The sequence below is a fragment of the Akkermansia sp. KLE1798 genome (assembly GCF_001580195.1).
Lineage (GTDB): Bacteria > Verrucomicrobiota > Verrucomicrobiia > Verrucomicrobiales > Akkermansiaceae > Akkermansia > Akkermansia biwaensis.
The window spans coordinates 234,822-251,087 of the sequence record NZ_KQ971082.1 but is presented as its reverse complement, the minus strand read 5'-3'; the positions used below and the strand labels follow the sequence as shown (position 1 = coordinate 251,087).

At 58.4% G+C, this 16,266-nt stretch carries 17 protein-coding genes; 9 read left to right on the top strand and 8 right to left on the bottom strand.

Annotation, left to right across the window (positions count from 1 at the left end):
* Positions 1-277 precede the first annotated feature (277 nt).
* The 5 genes from gcvP to HMPREF3039_RS07715 form a co-directional block, all read right to left on the bottom strand.
* Entirely contained in the window at positions 278-3,124 is a 2,847-nt protein-coding gene (gene gcvP, locus HMPREF3039_RS07735) for an aminomethyl-transferring glycine dehydrogenase (RefSeq protein ID WP_067573974.1), read from the bottom strand.
* 94 nt (positions 3,125-3,218) lie between these two features.
* The gene (gene gcvH, locus HMPREF3039_RS07730) at positions 3,219-3,599 is read right to left on the bottom strand and encodes a glycine cleavage system protein GcvH (RefSeq protein WP_067573971.1); all 381 of its coding nucleotides are present in this window, start codon (positions 3,597-3,599) and stop codon (positions 3,219-3,221) included.
* Between the two features lie 70 nt (positions 3,600-3,669).
* Positions 3,670-4,755, bottom strand: coding sequence for a glycine cleavage system aminomethyltransferase GcvT (gcvT, locus tag HMPREF3039_RS07725; protein WP_067573969.1), 1,086 nt, complete (start codon positions 4,753-4,755; stop codon positions 3,670-3,672).
* Between the two features lie 74 nt (positions 4,756-4,829).
* Positions 4,830-5,951, bottom strand: a complete 1,122-nt coding sequence (gene ychF, locus HMPREF3039_RS07720) for a redox-regulated ATPase YchF (RefSeq protein WP_067573967.1) — start codon at positions 5,949-5,951, stop codon at positions 4,830-4,832.
* Positions 5,952-6,008: 57 nt separating this feature from the next.
* Positions 6,009-6,932, bottom strand: coding sequence for a D-alanyl-D-alanine carboxypeptidase family protein (locus HMPREF3039_RS07715; protein WP_067573965.1), 924 nt, complete (start codon positions 6,930-6,932; stop codon positions 6,009-6,011).
* Between the two features lie 369 nt (positions 6,933-7,301).
* Here HMPREF3039_RS07715 and HMPREF3039_RS13790 point away from each other — a divergent pair, with 369 nt between their 5' ends.
* Positions 7,302-7,454: a hypothetical protein gene (locus tag HMPREF3039_RS13790; RefSeq protein WP_156469857.1), complete on the top strand. Its 153-nt coding sequence runs from the start codon at positions 7,302-7,304 to the stop codon at positions 7,452-7,454.
* Positions 7,455-7,531: 77 nt separating this feature from the next.
* Positions 7,532-8,101: a hypothetical protein gene (locus HMPREF3039_RS07705; protein WP_147549852.1), complete on the top strand. Its 570-nt coding sequence runs from the start codon at positions 7,532-7,534 to the stop codon at positions 8,099-8,101.
* 95 nt (positions 8,102-8,196) lie between these two features.
* Here HMPREF3039_RS07705 and dprA read toward each other — a convergent pair whose 3' ends face one another.
* The 3 genes from dprA to HMPREF3039_RS07690 are packed head-to-tail and all read right to left on the bottom strand — an operon-like array spanning position 8,197 to position 11,341.
* The gene (dprA, locus tag HMPREF3039_RS07700; RefSeq protein WP_067573959.1) at positions 8,197-9,312 is read right to left on the bottom strand and encodes a DNA-processing protein DprA; all 1,116 of its coding nucleotides are present in this window, start codon (positions 9,310-9,312) and stop codon (positions 8,197-8,199) included.
* The gene (locus HMPREF3039_RS07695) at positions 9,309-10,421 is read right to left on the bottom strand and encodes a glycosyltransferase (RefSeq protein ID WP_067573957.1); all 1,113 of its coding nucleotides are present in this window, start codon (positions 10,419-10,421) and stop codon (positions 9,309-9,311) included. The genes dprA and HMPREF3039_RS07695 overlap by 4 nt, the downstream gene beginning before the upstream one ends.
* A complete protein-coding gene (locus HMPREF3039_RS07690; protein WP_067573955.1) occupies positions 10,418-11,341 on the bottom strand; it encodes a mitochondrial fission ELM1 family protein in 924 nt (307 codons plus the stop codon). The genes HMPREF3039_RS07695 and HMPREF3039_RS07690 overlap by 4 nt, the downstream gene beginning before the upstream one ends.
* A gap of 2 nt (positions 11,342-11,343) precedes the next feature.
* Here HMPREF3039_RS07690 and queG point away from each other — a divergent pair, with 2 nt between their 5' ends.
* From queG to HMPREF3039_RS14370, 7 genes are all read left to right on the top strand, one after another.
* Positions 11,344-12,510 (top strand): tRNA epoxyqueuosine(34) reductase QueG, encoded by a 1,167-nt coding sequence (gene queG / locus HMPREF3039_RS07685; protein WP_082770176.1) that lies wholly within the window; start codon positions 11,344-11,346, stop codon positions 12,508-12,510.
* Between the two features lie 112 nt (positions 12,511-12,622).
* Complete coding sequence (gene rpsM / locus HMPREF3039_RS07680; protein WP_022396508.1) at positions 12,623-13,000, top strand: 30S ribosomal protein S13; 378 nt, start codon at positions 12,623-12,625, stop codon at positions 12,998-13,000.
* A gap of 33 nt (positions 13,001-13,033) precedes the next feature.
* The gene (gene rpsK / locus HMPREF3039_RS07675) at positions 13,034-13,591 is read left to right on the top strand and encodes a 30S ribosomal protein S11 (RefSeq protein ID WP_082770175.1); all 558 of its coding nucleotides are present in this window, start codon (positions 13,034-13,036) and stop codon (positions 13,589-13,591) included.
* Positions 13,592-13,623: 32 nt separating this feature from the next.
* Positions 13,624-14,235, top strand: a complete 612-nt coding sequence (rpsD, locus tag HMPREF3039_RS07670; RefSeq protein WP_067573951.1) for a 30S ribosomal protein S4 — start codon at positions 13,624-13,626, stop codon at positions 14,233-14,235.
* A 138-nt stretch (positions 14,236-14,373) separates the two neighbouring features.
* Complete coding sequence (locus HMPREF3039_RS07665; RefSeq protein ID WP_067573949.1) at positions 14,374-15,126, top strand: HAD family hydrolase; 753 nt, start codon at positions 14,374-14,376, stop codon at positions 15,124-15,126.
* Between the two features lie 139 nt (positions 15,127-15,265).
* Positions 15,266-15,778: a hypothetical protein gene (locus HMPREF3039_RS14375; RefSeq protein WP_067573945.1), complete on the top strand. Its 513-nt coding sequence runs from the start codon at positions 15,266-15,268 to the stop codon at positions 15,776-15,778.
* Positions 15,779-15,810: 32 nt separating this feature from the next.
* Positions 15,811-16,188 (top strand): hypothetical protein, encoded by a 378-nt coding sequence (locus HMPREF3039_RS14370; protein ID WP_067573943.1) that lies wholly within the window; start codon positions 15,811-15,813, stop codon positions 16,186-16,188.
* Positions 16,189-16,266 lie beyond the last annotated feature (78 nt).

Here is a 16,266-nt window from a genome sequence, read left to right as displayed (position 1 = left end):
CGAATTTATAATCCGATTCACAGAGAAGAAGTAATATATTCATTAGATTAATCGTTTTTCTGTGGAAAGCAGGTTGCATGCGATCAATAACAGCATGAGCCGGAAAAAGTGCTTATTCCAGCCGTGGGAGCAATTTGAAGGAACCCCGGATGATTCCTTTGTGGGCTGATATCCCATGAAGGGAGATGCAGCCTGATCGAATTCATTCTGCCGGAGAAGAATAAAAAAGCCGTCCCGGATCAGGGGACGGCTTTTCGCGGTTAAGGGTGTATTTGCTTTATGCTTCCACAGCCTTGGAGAATTCCTCCACCGTGTCACAGGTGCAGATCAGGTTGCGGTCTCCATACACGTTGTCCACGCGGCCAATGTATGGCCAGAATTTGTGGACGCGCAGTCCGGGCACCGGATAGGCCGCCTGGCTACGGGAGTAGGGGTGCTTCCATTCGTCGGCCGAGACCATTTCCGCCGTGTGCGGGGCATTTTTAAGAACGTTGTCTTCCTTGTCCGCTCCTCCGTTGATAACGGCCATGATTTCCGCATGGATATGCTCCATGGCTTGAATGAAGCGGTCCAGTTCTTCCCTGGGTTCTGATTCGGTGGGTTCCACCATCAAGGTGCCGGGCACGGGGAAGGACATGGTGGGGCCATGGAATCCGTAGTCCATGAGCCGTTTGGCGATGTCGTCCACGGTGAGGCCGGCGTCGTGGGTGAGCCGGCGCGGGTCCAGGATGCATTCATGGGCCACCAGGCCCTTGTTGCCGGAGTAGAGGACCGGGAACAGGCCGCCGAGTTTTTTGGCGATGTAGTTGGCGTTCAGGATGGCGACTTCCGTTGCCTCCTTGAGGCCGTCCGGCCCCATCATGGACAGGTACATCCAGCAGATGGCGGCAATGGAGGCGCTGCCCCATGCCGCGGAGGCAACAGCTCCTTCCTCACTGTCCAGGCTGAGATGGCCGGGCAGGAAGGGCACGAGATGTTCCGCCACGCCAATGGGGCCGATGCCGGGGCCGCCCCCGCCATGAGGCATGGCAAAGGTTTTATGAAGGTTCAGATGGCAGACGTCCGCGCCGATGCCGCCGGGGCAGGTGAGGCCCACCTGGGCGTTCATGTTGGCTCCGTCCATGTACACCTGGCCGCCGTTGGCATGGACGATGTCGCAGAGCTCCCTGATGGTTTGCTCATAGACGCCATGCGTGGAGGGGTAGGTGACCATGATGCAGGAGAGGCTGTCCCGGTGGGTTTCCGCCTGGGCTTTCAGGTCGTCCATGTCGATGTTGCCCGCTTCGTCGCATTTGACGGGGACCACCTTGAGACCGGCCATGGCGGAGGAAGCGGGGTTCGTTCCGTGGGCGGAGGTGGGGATGAGGCAGACGTTCCGGTGGCCTTCTCCCGCATGCTGCTGGTAGCGACGGATAGCCAGAAGCCCCGCATATTCCCCTGCCGCGCCCGCGTTGGGCTGGAGGGAAACGGCGGCAAAGCCCGTGATTTTCGCCAGACGGTCCGCCAGGGTGGCGAGCATTTCCCGGATGCCTTCAGATTGATCTGAAGGGACGAAGGGATGCAGGGAGCAGGTTTCCGGCCATGTGATGGGGATCATTTCGGAGGCGGCGTTGAGCTTCATCGTGCAGGAGCCCAGCGGGATCATGGCTTCGTTGAGGGCCAGGTCGCGGGATTCCAGGCGGCGGATGTAGCGCATCATTTCCGTTTCCGAGTGGTAGGAGTTGAAGGCCGTTTCCGTGCAGAAGGGAGTTTGGCGCGTATGGATGGGCGCCCATGCCGGGGATTCACAGCAGCAGGGAGCGGAAGTTTCCGTACCGGTGAGGGCGGAGGCCAGAGCGGCCACGTCCGTGCAGGAAGCCGTTTCATCCAGGGAGATGGCGACATGGTCGGCATCCACCTTGCGGATGTTGTATCCCGCATCCAGAGCCTGTTTCACGAGGGCGTCCGCCCGGCCCGGAGCCGTCAGGAGCAGGGTGTCGAAGAAGTCCTTGTTTTCTATGGAGATGCCGGCTTTCGTTAGAGCCTTGTACAGGCTTTTCGTTTTCCGGTGGATTTCCGTGCCGATGCGCTTGAGGCCTTCCTGCCCGTGGTAAACAGCGTAGAAGGCGGCCATGACGGCCAGGAGGACCTGGGCGGTGCAGATGTTGGAAGTGGCCTTGTCCCGGCGGATGTGCTGTTCCCGCGTCTGGAGAGCCAGGCGGTAGGCCGGGCGCCCCTGCGGGTCTATGGACATGCCGATGAGGCGTCCGGGCATGCGGCGCTTCAGGGTGTCCGTGCAGGACATGTAGGCTGCGTGTGGTCCCCCGAAGCCCATCGGGACGCCGAAGCGCTGCGTGTTGCCCACGCAGATGTCCGCTCCGAAGGAGCCGGGTTCCCTGATGACGGTAAGCGCCATCAGGTCGGCTGCCACGACGCAGAGGGCTCCGGCAGCGTGTACGCGGGAGAAGAAGTCCGTGTAGTCGCTGATGCGGCCCAGGGTGTCCGGATACTGGACCAGGACGCCGGCAAGGTCCGCACCGACGGAAGCAGGATCAAAAGCGGTCCAGTCCCCTACTACGATGTTGACGCCCTGCCATGCGGCACGGGTGCGGATGACACTGATGGTCTGGGGATGGCAGGTGTCCGCCACAAAGAAGGTGTTGGCCTTGGGACGGGTGTTCCGGCACATGGAGACGGCTTCCGCCGCGGCCGTTCCTTCATCCAGCAGGGAGGCATTGGCGACCGGCAGCCCCGTCAGGGAGGCCACCATGGTCTGGAAGTTCATGAGCATTTCCAGCCGTCCCTGGGCGATTTCCGGCTGATAGGGCGTATAGGCCGTGTACCAGCCGGGGTTTTCCAGAACGTTGCGCAGGATGACGGCCGGAGTGACGGCGCCGTAGTATCCCTGGCCGATGAAGGATTTCAGGAGTTTGTTTTTTCCAAGGATGGAACGGAGTTCCTCCAGGGCTTCCGGTTCCGATTTGGCGGCGGGAAGGTCCAGAGGGGCTTTCATGCGGATGTCAGCGGGGACGATGTCCGCGATGAGTTCCTCAAGCGTTTCATAGCCGAGGCTGTTGAGCATTTCCCGGCGTTTTTCCCCCTGGGGGCCGATATGCCGGCTGGCAAAGTCTGAGTGGGTGTTCATGTGGTGTTTGGCAGTGTGGCGCCCGGTCCGGAGGGGCCGGGCTAAAGCAAAAAGCCCCGGGACGGAATCGCCGGGGCGGAGGAGGAGGGGCCGTTCAGGAGCAGTATTCCTCGTAGTCGGTTGCGTTCATCATGTCTTCCGTTTCCGTGGGAACGTCCAGGCGGATTTTGTAAAGCCAGCCCGCGCCGTAGGGATCGGAGTTGATGAGGGAGGGATCATTGGAAAGTTCCTCATTGATTTCCAGGATTTCACCGGAGACGGGAGTGTACACGTCGCTGGCGGCCTTGACGGATTCAACGACGGCTACGGGGTCCCCGGCCGCGACTGTGGCTCCTACTTCGGGGAGGTCTACAAAGACTACATCGGAGAGTTCAGCCTGGGCATGGTCGGAAATACCGATGGTGCCGATGTCTCCGTCAATTTCGATCCATTCATGATCTTTGGAATACAGCAGATTTTCTGGTACGTCGTGCATAAGATTTGGTGGTATGAGGTAAGAGTGTAGTAATTTACAGGATTTGTCAGTTTATTTTTGCGTTGTAGTGTCAGCCTTTTTTATAAAAGGGTTTTTTGACCACAAGGGCGGGGAATTTTTTCCCCCTGACATCTATTTCCAGCTCTGTGCCGACCTTGGCATGGGCGGCAGGAAGGTATGCCAGAGCGATGCCTGTCATCAGGGAGGGCGAGAGGACGCCGCTGGTGAGTTCCCCGATGGCTTCGCCGCCGGGAAGGTGAACTTTGTAATGGGCGCGGGGAGGGGCTCCCTTGCCGGTGTATTCAATGGCCGCCAGACGCCGGGTGAGGCCGCTGGCTTTTTGTTCACGGAGAATGCCGGAGCCGATGAATTCCGTGTCCAGCGCGCAGAAGAAGCCCAGTCCGGCTTCCAGCGGAGTTTTGTCCGGCGCCAGGTCGGAACCGTTCAGCGGATAACACATTTCCAGGCGCAGGCTGTCACGGGCGCCGAGGCCGCAGGGCTTGGCGCCGGCGGACAGGAAGGCTTCAAACCATTTGACGCCTTCCGCGGCAGGGCAGAAGAATTCAAAGCCGTCTTCCCCGGTGTAGCCGGTACGGCAGACGATGAGGTCCGCGCCGTCCACCGTGATGCGGGCGATGCCGTTGCGGGGCGGGAGTTCCACTCCGGGAATGACTTTGGCAAAGATTTCCCCGCAAAGCGGTCCCTGGACGGCCAGGCCCACGTATTCGTCGGAGTGGTTTTCCAGCATTACGTCCGCAGGCTTGTGAGCGGAGAGCCAGGCGAAGTCTTCATCAATCTTGGAGGCGTTTACCACCACAAAGAAGGTTTCCGGTTCCATGCGGTACAGGATCAGGTCGTCGATGACGCCGGCTTGTTCGTTGAGCATGATGGAGTATTGGCCCTGGCCAATGTCCAGCTTGTTGATGTCGTTGGTGAGCATGGAGTTCAGCCATGCAGCCGCGTTCGGGCCGGATACCGTGAATTGGCCCATGTGGGAGATGTCAAAGATGCCGCAGGCCTCGCGCACCGCTTTGTGTTCGTCCAGAATGCCGGTGTACTGCACGGGCATGTTCCAGCCGGAGAAGGGAACCATTCTGGCTCCAAGTTCAATGTGTTTGGCTGCCAGGGGTGTGGATTTGACGTCGGAATCAGACATAAGGTGGTGTGAAGTTATGAGCAATCTGCTCTCTGCGTTCTGAAAAGTCAATGGAATTCCGGGGGAGTTCCGGGCTAGACGTTAAAGCGGAATTCGATGACGTCCCCATCTTTCACAATGTATTCCTTGCCTTCAATGCGCAGTTTTCCGTGTTCGCGCGCTCCGGCCTTGCTGCCGCATGCAACGAGATCGTCATAATGGACGACTTCCGCGGCAATGAACCCGCGTTCAAAGTCCGTGTGGATGACACTCGCCGCCTGGGGGGCCTTGGCTCCGTCCGGGATGGTCCAGGCGCGCGTTTCCTTGACGCCGGTGGTCAGGTAGGTGCGCAGGCCCAGCAGATGGTACACGGCGCGGATGAGGTCGGAGACGCCGGAGTCCTGCACGCCGAGGGATTCCAGGAATTCGGCGGCTTCCTCTTCCGATACGTCGATGAGTTCCTCCTCAATTCTGGCGGAGATGACGATGGCTTCCGCATTGTGGTGCTCCGCCACGTATTTTCTTACCTGGGAGACGTAGGGATGGGAGTCCGGGTCATTGATGGCGGCGGCCAGTTCGTCTTCATTGACGTTGCAGGCGAAGATGCTTTTTTTGTCTGAAAGGAGCTGGAAGGAACGGAGCAGTTTGCGTTCGTCATCGTCCAGCTTTTCTTCAAAGGTGATGGCGGGGAGTCCCTCGTTCAGGTGGGGAAGGAGTTTGGTGATGAGGGCTACTTCCGCCTTGGCTTCCTTGTCTCCGCTGCGGGCCTTGCGCTCCCGGGAGGAAAGCCGCTTGTCCATGGTGGCTATGTCCGCCAGGATGAGTTCCGAGTTGATGATTTCAATGTCGCGCAGAGGATCCACTGAACCCAGTTCATGGATGATGTCGTCATTGTCAAAGCAGCGCACCACCTGGACGATGGCATCCACTTCACGGATGTTTGCCAGGAACTGGTTGCCCAGCCCGGCGCCTTCCGATGCGCCCTTGACGAGCCCGGCGATGTCCACGAATTCAATGAGCGTGGGGATGATTTTTTCAGAGCCGGAGATGTTGGAGAGCACCTGCAGGCGCGGGTCCGGCACGGTGACCATGCCCACGTTGGGGTCAATGGTGCAGAAGGGGTAGTTGGCCGCCTGGGCCTTGCGGGTCCTGGTGACCGCATTGAAGAGAGTGGATTTGCCGACGTTGGGGAGACCTACAATACCTGCCTGTAACATAGGCAGGACTGATAGCGGGTCGGGCCGTGAAAGTCAAACCCCAATTCCGGGGAAGCTTCAGGCCGCTCCGCCCAGAGCCCATTTGAGCAGATTTTCCGATTCCGCCCAGATGCGGGAGGGATGGCAGCCGAGCACGACCACGATGACGTGGCGTCCATTGAATCCGGCGGAAGAGACCAGGCAGCGTCCGGCGGCGTTCGTGTAGCCGGTTTTCATTCCGGTGACCCAGGAGTGCTGTTCCAGCAGTTTGTTCGTGTTCCGCAGGAGAAGCGTTTTGCCGTTGGCGCGGGTGAAGGCGTACTGCTGCTTGCAGATGATGTTGCGCAATTCGGGGTTCCGGTAGACGTAATAGGCGCAGCGCGCCATGTCAATGGCCGTGGAGTACTGGTCCGCAGGCAGCCCATTTGGGTTGACAAAGCGGGAGTTGTACATGCCCATCTGGCGGGCTTTGGCGTTCATCATTTGAGCGAATCTGGGAACGGACCCCGCCGTGTCCCGTGCCAGGGCAAGTGCTACGTCATTGAAGCTGCGTATCATCAGGGCATTGAGCAGTTCGCGGCGGGAGTAGACTTCTCCGGAACGGAAGCCCAGCTTGGTGGGGTCCGCCTTGGTGTCGGACGGCTGGATGACTACTTTTCTGTCCAGGCTGCCGTGGTCGAGCACGACCATGGCCGTGACAAGCTTCTGGGTGCTGGCCACCTGGCGGCGCTGCATGCCGTTGTGCGAGAAGAGGACTTTTCCCGTAAGAGCGTCCATGACGCAGGCGCTGGCACAGCGCGGGGTGCGCGGAGCGCTCGGCGGGATGGCAACGGGGCGGGTGGGAAAGTTGGCCGGGCGGGGAAGAGCGTTGGAGACGGGCTGGGAGATTTGGGGAGGAACGGGCGTCGCCAGGGGGATGTAATCGTTCGAGTCCCCGTATGACTGGCAGCTTGTGGAGCTCAGGCAAAGGGCAATTCCTGCGAGAATGGCGAACAAACGCATGTCTTTTGCTACAGTAAGTTGTTTATTTCATCAAGCCCAAACTCAGCGTTGGGCAGGGAGTTGGACAAAAAAAGGCCGCGGGGATGGCTGTCCGCGGCCTTTTTTCTCTATTAACTACCTATGGAACCAGAACCACCCTTGGCGGTTTTGAAGATATTTTCTTCATGCGCCGGATAGATCTCGTGCAGGTGTGACTTTATCCCGGAAAAAGTCGTTCAAAGTATGTCCAAGAATAAACCTTTTTAAATGATTTTTTAAATGGTTTCATTTATTTATCCGATCAGGAAGGAATGTATTTCCCTTTATGTTCTTTATCCGGCCAGGTTCGGGAAATGCTGCCGTTCGGACGGAATGGACGTATTCCGGTTCATGGAGCTGGACATCCTGACGTGCGGAAATTTGTTAGATGGGCTGTTTGGAATGTTTATGGTGGTTGATAGTGTTTCTTTTGTGCCGGAAATAAAGGGTTTTCAAAGGAAGGAAAAGGCACAGGAAAAGAAAAAAAGTCATTGCAGCGGATAGGTTGGTATGGTTTATTACAATAAATTTTCCACATAATGAAGGTTTCTGTTTTATTTCTGTCTCTGGCGGTTGCATGCATGGCGTGTGCCGAGGTTCTTCCGTTCAAAACGCCGTGTTTCGACACCAAGAGAGGTGCGGACAAGGCGAAGTCTTCCCTTTCCATGGAGCAGAAGGAGGCGTGCGTGAATGTGAAGCTGGAGGACGGCGAGGAGAAGATGGAGATAAGCATCCCTTTCCGCGACAGGAACAATTACAGTAATCTTGCCGTTTTTGAAAAGGCGTTTGCCAGGGAGAATGTTTCCAAGAAGCTGGAGGCTCTGAAGAAGGCGGAACCCAGGCTTGTCAAGTGCATCATCCGCGGCAAGGAAGCGGTTTGCCCCGTAGTGCCCCTTGGTGTGCTGAAAGGGGAAGACGGCATGGTCCTGAATTTGTCCCTGGCCTCTTACGAAAAGATTGATTTCAACGCGCAAAAGGAAGGGCGCTTCCAGAAAAAGAGGGATCCGAACGATATCAAGTTTGTGTATGGCGTGATTTTCGAGATTTCCGATCCCGTATCCAAGAAGAAACTTGCTTCTCCGGTGAAGTGGGAGCAGACGGAAACCATTTCCGCCTGGATTGACGCCTTGCGCAAGGAAGTTAAACAATAGGTTCGCAACCTTTGTTTTCAGGGCGGCCGGAAAATGTCTGCTGCCGGTTGAAACAGCGGCCGGGTTTTGCCGTTGGGGGGCGGCTTTTTCAGGGATCAGTTGATGGAGAAGTAGCCTCCGGAGTCCGGGGTGACCCTGCCGGCGATTTGCAGCCGGGCCAGGCTGCCCGTGACGGCGTGTGCCGGCTGGCCCAGAGAGGAACAGAGGGAGTCAATGGTGTTGAATCCCTGCCTGATGGCGTGCAGGACCTCTTCTTCCTCCCGGGTGATGGGGACGTTGTCCGCAGCGGTGGAGCCGGAGGATGGCGAGAAGAGGGGAAGCCCCGCTTCAGGCGCTTGCCATTTCATGTCCTGCAAGATGTCTGCGGCACTGGTGGCAAGTATGGCTCCGTCCCGGATGAGGGCATGGCAGCCGTCGGAAGAATGCCTGTTGACCGGTCCCGGCACACAGAAGACGTCCCGTCCCTGTTCTCCCGCCATGCGGGCCGTGATGAGGGCTCCGCTGCGCGCGGGAGCTTCCACGACGAGCGTGGCGCGGCTCCAGCCGCTGACAATGCGGTTGCGCATGGGAAAGGTGGTGCGGGACGGGGGCATGTCCATCGGGAGTTCTGAAACAACGGCGCCGTGTCCCTCTGCAACGCGGCGGGCAAGTTCGCTGTTTTCCCGGGGGTAGAGTTTGTTGAGGCCGGCTCCGATGACCGCAATGGTGCGCCCGCCCGCATCCAGCGCGCCTGTATGGGCTTCCGTGTCCACGCCGCGCGCCAGGCCGGAGACGACGGTGACGCCCGCTTCCGCCAGGTCATGGGATATGGTTTTTGCGCAGAGCCTGCCGTAATGAGTGGCCATGCGCGAACCCACCACGGCGATGGAACGCTCCGAGTCCGCTTGGGTCCAGCTTCCCCGGGAATAAAGAACCACGGGCGGGTCCGGCAGTTCCCGCAGGGATTCCGGGTAATTCCCGTCAAACAAAGTGGTTACGGAAACGCCCGCCCTGGCCGCCAGTTCCAGTTCCCGGTGCGGGTTGACGATGCTTTTCCATGAGGAAATGCACCGGGCCAGTTCCGGTCCGATGCCCGGCACGGCCGCCAGCATGGCGGCGGGGGCTTCCAGAACAAGTTCCGGAGAGGCGAAGGCGCGCATCAGGCGCATGATCCTGACAGGGCCGAGTCCCGGTATCAGGTTCAGGATGACGGCGGTTTCCTGCGGTGTCATGGCGAAGGGCTGATTTCCCGGTATACGTTCAGGTGGGCCTGGATCATGTCGCTCATTTTATAAGGGGAGGGGATTTGCCGGGGGACGGGGGGAGGCTGGGCATGCCAGCGGGCGAGCAGGGCGGTGATGGCGGCGGTGTCTCCGACGGGGATGTTTCCCTCCGGCAGGAAGATGTCCAGTTGTTCCTTGACCCCGCCATGGGCATATCCGGCTACGGGTTTTCCCAGGGCCAAGGCTTCCAGCGTGGATTTTCCGAAGGCTTCCGGACTTTGAGTCAGGGAGAGGGTGACGGAACAGGCGGAGAGGATTTCCCGGAGGTCCTTGCGGTGGCCCGTCCACGTGAAGGCGTGGGCAAGGCCGGCCTGTTCGATTTTCCGGAGAATTTCATTTTTATATTCCTCCTTGCCCTTTTTCGCTTCTCCCACAATGACGGCGTGGGCCGGGATTCCCTGGGCCAGGAGGTCCCGGACAATGGGTATCATGTCCAGCTGGCCTTTCAGGCGCGTGATGCGGCCCGGCAGGCAGAGGGTGAATTTGTCCCTGAGTTCCGGATAGGTCATGTACCAGCCCGTGAGCCATTCGCGGGACGGGGAGTATCCGGAATGGTGCAGTTCCGGGGAAATGGCGTTGGGGATGATCCTGATATGTTCTTCCGGCGTGGAGGGGTAATGCCTGAGGATGTAGTCCCGGATGCAGTTGGAGACGGCGATGATCCGCTCACCCCTGCACATGATGGCGGAGTACCAGTTTACGGAGTAGAAGCCGTGCACGCTGGTGATCAGGCCGGGCCTGTCTTCCGGCGGCAGTTTTTTCCAGGCCAGGTAGCCGGCCCAGGCCGGCACGCGGGAATGGAGGTGGAGGATGTCCGGCCTGATGGCTTGCAGAAGAGCGCGGAGCGCCCCTACGCGGAAGAAGGTGGAGAGGCTTTTTTTGCCGATCGGCATCAGGATATGGCGGGAACCTTCCTTTTCCAGTTGCTCCACCATGCGTCCCCCACCGGAAATGACAATGTTTTCCACCCCCTGGGCGGAGAATCCCCTGCCGAGTTCCAGAACGACTTGTTCCACGCCTCCGGATTCCATGGAGGGGACGAGATGCACTATTTTCATAAGGCTGCAAGCTGGGGGAAGAGTCTTGAGAGGATGTGATCCGCGGCGCGGTCCGCCTCAAGGAGAGGAGTACCGGGGGCGGTGAGGCGGAAGCCTTGTTTTTTCCATTCCCGGTAGCCGGTGACGAGTCCGTCCCGCTCCAGCATTTCCAGACCGGACAGGATGCGGGATTTTCTGCCATTGAGGCGGCGGGGGACGGTGATGATGCCTACGGGTGCGCCCGACCCCAGCGCTTCATATACCATGGAGACGCTGTCCTGGCTTACCCATGCGCCGGAGGCGTGCGCCAGATGTCCGGCTACCCAGCCGGGTTCCGTTTCCTCCACGGGAACGACGATGATTTCCGGTACGGCTTTTCTGATTTTTTCCGCAAAGCCCTGAGGCGTGCGGCGCGACGTGGTCAGGACGACGTCGCCGGGCGTGTGGATGCTGATGTCCGAGAGCTGGTTGAGCATGGTTTCGTCATCCCAGTCGAAGTCCTTGCTGGGGCCGCCGATGAGGATGAGGGTGATGTCCTTGGGCATGGAGAAGTCCGGCCTCATGGGATGAAGGGCGCCCTGGGTCGGGAAGATGTTGGTGTCCGCGTAGTCGCGGTCCGCGCGGAGGTCATGGCGCGGAATGAGGCAGAGGTCGAAGAAGGAGCAGGGGAGGGTGGGCTTCATGCACAGCACGGTTTTTGTTTTGAAGTGCTGGCGTGCGCAGATGAGCGGAATGTGCGTGGCGTGGCCGGCGGCAATGAACAGGTCGGGCCGCGGCTTGTTGTTCCCGGAGACGACCTTGCGGATTTTGCCGAGGGTGGAAAGCCCCTGCAGCTCCACAATTTCCACGGCGCCTCCCGCCTTGGCGACCAGGGCCTGCGCCAGCCCCAGGGACTGGTTGAGGTGGCCCTGCTTGCCGTCGCTCAGAATCCGGATGTTCATATATGTCTATTATGGGACGGCAAGGATGTGCAGGCAATCCAATTTCCGCGGGAGCGAAGAAAATTCTTGGTGCCGGGAGCGCTCTTCGCCATGATGGCGGCGTGCCGAAGCCGGATTCCTTCCTTATTAAAGATTCCCTGCACTCCGTTTCCCGGAGTTTGGGCTTTTCCGACTGCAGGGTGGCCCGTGCCGGGAGGGCCCTTCATGCGGAGGAGTTGTTTCTTTGGCTGGAGAGAGGCTGGCATGCGGACATGGAATGGATGGCCCGTTCTCCGGAACGCCGGGTGAATCCGGCCGAGGTACTCCCCGGATGCCGTTCCGTGATCTGCCTGTCCTATGATTATGACAGTTCCATGAGCCGTCCTTCCGGGAGCGGTTCCATCTGCCTGTACGCTCATGGCAGGGATTACCACGGCATTCTGGAAGAAAAGCTGGCTGATCTTTCAGAATTGCTTTCCATCTACGGGGGGGAGCAGAAGGGGTATGTGGACGCCGGTCCGGTCATGGAGAGGGATCACGCGGAGGCGTGCGGCCTGGGATGGCGCGGCCGCAGTGGCCTGATCGTACGCCGCAGGGGAGGTTCCCGTTTTTTTATTGCCACGTTGCTGACGACGCTGGAGCTGGAACCGGACGCTCCGGCTTCCGGTACGTGCGGAAGCTGCCGCCGCTGCGTGGAGGCATGCCCGGCAGGGGCCATCATGGAGAATGGCCTGGTGGATGCCAACCGGTGCCTTTCCTATTGGACGATTGAACACCGGGGCGCCATTCCGGAGGATATCCGCCCCCTGATCGGCACGCGCCTGTACGGGTGCGACACCTGCGTGACCGCATGCCCCTGGAATAAAAAGCCTCTGACGGACGCGGACGAACGCTTCCGCATGCCTCTCCGGCTCGCTTCCATTTCCTTGCGGGACCTTCTTTCCCTGGATGATGCCGGTTTTACCGCCATGTTCCGGAATTCCCCGTTGAAAAGAATCAGGAGGGAGGGCCTTTTGCGCAACGGATGCATTGTGCTGGGGAATGCCGGAACACCGGATGATCTTGATTTGCTGAAGAGACTTTGCGGGGAGTCTCCGCTGGTAGCGGAGCACGCGGAATGGGCCATGGAGCGTATTCTGCACAGGCACGCGGCAGGGGGATGCCCCGGCGGCGCGGAAGATGAAAAATAGAAAAAATGAAGTTTTGGTCTTGTCAAAACCTCAATTTATGGTATCCATCTTGCCCCAAGCAATAGCTCTGCGCGAGGCAGAGAAAAATAACAGCTAGCAAATCCAATCCATTATGGCACGCCTTTTCGGTACAGAAATACCCAACGAGAAGCGCATCGAGGCTTCCCTTCCGTATATTTACGGAATCGGCCACTCGACTTCTAAGAGAATCCTGGAACAAGCAGGCATCAATCCCGACATCCGTACGGGACAGCTTACCGACGAACAACTGACGAAGATTGTTCAAGTAATCACCACCGACGGCATTTTGATCGAAGGTGACCTTCGTCGTGAAAAGCAATCCATTCTCAAGCGTCTGACCTCCATCAACTGCTATCGTGGTCAGCGCCACCGCCGCGGTCTTCCCGTCCGCGGTCAGCGTACCCGCACGAATGCCCGCACCCGTAAAGGCAAGAAGAAGACTGTTGGCGCACAGGCCAAGAAGAAGTAATCCGCCAACCTGAACTTATTATATAGCTTTATTATGGCTAGCGAAGAAATTACCAACGAAACCGCTGAACAGCCCGTGGAAGCCGTCGCTCCCGCTCCCGCTCCCGCCGCTGAAGCTCCGGTCGCCGCTGCACCTGCTCCTGAAGAAACCAAGAAGCACGAACCCCGCAAGGACATCTTCGCGGAACTCGGCCTGGGCGGTGATGACGACAAGCCCAAAATCCTGAAGGCCAAGGGCAGCAAGAACGTTTCCTCTGGCGTGGTTCATGTTTCCTCCACGTTCAACAACACTGTTGTGACTGTGACGGATCAGCGCGGCAACGTGATCGGCTGGTCTTCCGCCGGCAAGATGGGCTTCAAGGGCTCCCGCAAGAGCACCGCATACGCCGGCCAGGTGGTATGCCAGGACGCCTGCCGCCAGGCCATGGGCCACGGTCTGCGTGAAGTGGAAGTGCGCGTGAAAGGTCCGGGTTCCGGTCGTGAATCCGCCGTCCGTGCCGTGCAGTCGATCGGTATTGAAATCACCTCCATCAAGGATGTGACCCCCATTCCCCACAACGGTTGCCGTCCTCCGAAGGCCCGCCGCGTCTAATTGAACTTTTTTACCTATAGATCTAATATATCATGGCTCGTTATACCGGTCCCCGCGATAAAGTGTCCCGCCGTTTTGGCGTTGCCCTTTTCGGTTCCACCAAGGCTCTTGAAAAGCGCCCCTTCCCTCCCGGTCAGCACGGGATGCGTGCAGGCCGCAAAAAGAAGTCCGACTATGGCGTGATGCTTGCTGAAAAGCAGAAGCTGCGCTTCCAGTACGGCGTGCTTGAAGGCCAGTTCCGCAAGTATTATGCAGAAGCCGCCCGCCGCCGCGGCATTACCGGCGACATCCTGCTTCAGCTCCTTGAACTCCGTTTGGATAATGTCGTGTACCGTCTCGGGTTCAGCAATACCCGCGCCGGCGCCCGCCAGCTCGTTTCCCACGGTCATATTACCGTGAACGGCAAGAAGACCAATATTGCGTCCTTCTCCTGCCGCCCCGGAGACGTGGTTGCCGTAGGTGCCAAACCCTCCTCCCAGCAGCTTGTTACCCGCTCCCTTGACCTGACCCAGGCTACGGTGGTGCCGGACTGGCTTGAAGGTGACCGCGACAAGCTCACGGGCAAGATTGCCCGCGTGCCTTCCAAGGAAGAGATTGCTCCCATCGTTAACGAGCAGCTCATCGTGGAATTCTATTCCCGTTAATCCCGCCTCTTCTGGATTTGCTTTAAAACCCCGGCTGCCTTCAGGTGGCCGGGGTTTTGGGCGTTCAGGGAAGGAGGGTGAGTTGAGAGTTGAGAGTTGAGAGTTGAGAGTTGAGAGTTGAGAGTATAGGATGGCGGCATGACGGATGAAAGGAAGGAAGGGGGGCTGGCCCTATTTGACATGGATGGCACGCTTCTGCCGTGGGATACGCAGTATGTGTTTTCCTGCTTTGTGGTTCAGCGGCATCCCTGGAGGCGGCTGCTGCTCCTGTTTTATCTGGCCTGCCTTCCGCTGTTTTTTCTGGGGATATGGGATGAAACCCGGATGAAGAGGGCCTTCCTTTGCTATTTGTGGAGGCTGCCCCCGGAAACGGTTCTTCAATACGGACGGGAATTCGCGAAGCTGGCGGATGCATGGGTTTATCCCGAATTGCGTGAACGGCTCCAGAGGCATCGGGATAGTGGAGATACATGCATCATGGTATCCGCCTCTCCATCCTTTTACGCGCAGCCCCTGGGGATGCTGCTGGGTTTTGATGCCGTTCTGGGGACGGATGTGGCACTTGACGGCCGCATGCCCCTGATGCCGGAACTTCCCTTGGGAAACAACAAGGGGAAGGTTAAGGTGGAGCGTTTGCGGAACATGGGTGTTTTGCCGGAGAGTGGCATCCGGGAGGGGGCCATCGCCTACAGCGACAGTGTGGCGGATGTTCCCATGCTGCTTGCCTGCGGACGCCAGGTCCTGGTCAATCCGTCCCGGAAATTGAAAGAGAACGCCCGGCTGGACGGCGCCGAGTGCCTGTATCCTCCCATGCCCTGGAAAAATTCGCTGGGAAAAAAATGGAAAATTGCTTTATTTGTCATCGGGATGATTAGTATAAGTGGTAAATAATCAGTAGGTAATGGCGATTTTGGGAGAAAAGTCTTTACTTTTGTGACGAAAATGTTTCACTAAACCTAACAAGGGGAAAAAGAATACTTTAAACCTTTGTTAGCAAATCAACAATTAATACCCTAACCAAATAATAGTCATGCAAACCAAGAACATCATCAGTGTTGCAGCGGCTGTGGCATCCTTTGCCGGCGCCGCTTTTGCGGGAACCCCCGTCAAGGTTGTTGCTCCGGCACCGGTACCGCCCGTGCCGACTGTCAGCCCATGGTCCGGCGACCTTTACGCCGGCTATGCCTCCAATTACACCTGCCGCGGCATCGTGGCATCCCACGCCTTGGTGGGAGGGGATAACGTCATCCCTGCCGGTGTTAATTTGAATTACAAGCTGAACGACGCCAACTCCATTGTCGGCGCCGCTTCCTACACGTCTCTGACTTCCGGTCATGAGTTGCTTGGTGAGAAGGATGTCTCCTTCCATAATGAAACCAATTTCAACCTCGGCTGGAAAAACCAGGACGGCCTTCTGAAGAACCTGTCCACCACCGTCGGCTGGAATCTGATTCACGGCGGTCTGCTCGGCAACTTTGCCAAGTATGATTACAGCGGTATCTATGGGAACGATTCCCTTGGCAGGCGTCATGCACATTCGTAGCCCAGGAGTTCTATCTGAACCTGAATTACGACGTGTGCAAGAATTGGTTCGCGGGCGTTACCACGAGCTACGGCTTCCAGGGAATGACCGGATGGTGGTTCCAGCCGTATGTCGGCTACAAGGCCACCATCTGCCCTGCTACGGACATTGTGCTTACCGCCGGTATGTCCGCCACTGCCGGGTACTTCGACAGCAAGTCCGCTTTCATGGCCAACGGCTCCCAGGCCTGGTGGGTGAAGGTTGAACTGCCGATCAAGGTGGGCGTGGAAAACCTCGCCGTGGTGCCTTTCGTCAGCTTCAACTGGGCCGGCAACGGCGCCCTGAAGGCCAACAAGCAGTTCGAGGAAGGCTGGAAGCCCTACAAGAACTTCGGCGTGGTAGCCGGGGCCAACCTTGTTTATTCCTTCTAAGCCTGACGGCTTGAGATCGAATCATGTTTTCAGTGCGGCGGAGAAATCCGCCGCACTTTTTTGTTTGTTGCCAGCATG

Coding starts and splice junctions, on each gene's coding strand:
- rpsD (WP_067573951.1), top strand. CDS start 13,624: ATGGCTCGTTATACCGGTCCCCGCGATAAAGTGTCCCGCCGTTTTGGC.
- HMPREF3039_RS07715 (WP_067573965.1), bottom strand. CDS start 6,932: ATGCGTTTGTTCGCCATTCTCGCAGGAATTGCCCTTTGCCTGAGCTCC.
- HMPREF3039_RS07705 (WP_147549852.1), top strand. CDS start 7,532: ATGGCGTGTGCCGAGGTTCTTCCGTTCAAAACGCCGTGTTTCGACACC.
- gcvT (WP_067573969.1), bottom strand. CDS start 4,755: ATGTCTGATTCCGACGTCAAATCCACACCCCTGGCAGCCAAACACATT.
- HMPREF3039_RS07665 (WP_067573949.1), top strand. CDS start 14,374: ATGACGGATGAAAGGAAGGAAGGGGGGCTGGCCCTATTTGACATGGAT.
- dprA (WP_067573959.1), bottom strand. CDS start 9,312: ATGACACCGCAGGAAACCGCCGTCATCCTGAACCTGATACCGGGACTC.
- HMPREF3039_RS14375 (WP_067573945.1), top strand. CDS start 15,266: ATGCAAACCAAGAACATCATCAGTGTTGCAGCGGCTGTGGCATCCTTT.
- HMPREF3039_RS07690 (WP_067573955.1), bottom strand. CDS start 11,341: ATGAACATCCGGATTCTGAGCGACGGCAAGCAGGGCCACCTCAACCAG.
- rpsM (WP_022396508.1), top strand. CDS start 12,623: ATGGCACGCCTTTTCGGTACAGAAATACCCAACGAGAAGCGCATCGAG.
- gcvH (WP_067573971.1), bottom strand. CDS start 3,599: ATGCACGACGTACCAGAAAATCTGCTGTATTCCAAAGATCATGAATGG.
- gcvP (WP_067573974.1), bottom strand. CDS start 3,124: ATGAACACCCACTCAGACTTTGCCAGCCGGCATATCGGCCCCCAGGGG.
- ychF (WP_067573967.1), bottom strand. CDS start 5,951: ATGTTACAGGCAGGTATTGTAGGTCTCCCCAACGTCGGCAAATCCACT.
- HMPREF3039_RS07695 (WP_067573957.1), bottom strand. CDS start 10,421: ATGAAAATAGTGCATCTCGTCCCCTCCATGGAATCCGGAGGCGTGGAA.
- queG (WP_082770176.1), top strand. CDS start 11,344: ATGTCTATTATGGGACGGCAAGGATGTGCAGGCAATCCAATTTCCGCG.
- rpsK (WP_082770175.1), top strand. CDS start 13,034: ATGGCTAGCGAAGAAATTACCAACGAAACCGCTGAACAGCCCGTGGAA.
- HMPREF3039_RS13790 (WP_156469857.1), top strand. CDS start 7,302: ATGGAGCTGGACATCCTGACGTGCGGAAATTTGTTAGATGGGCTGTTT.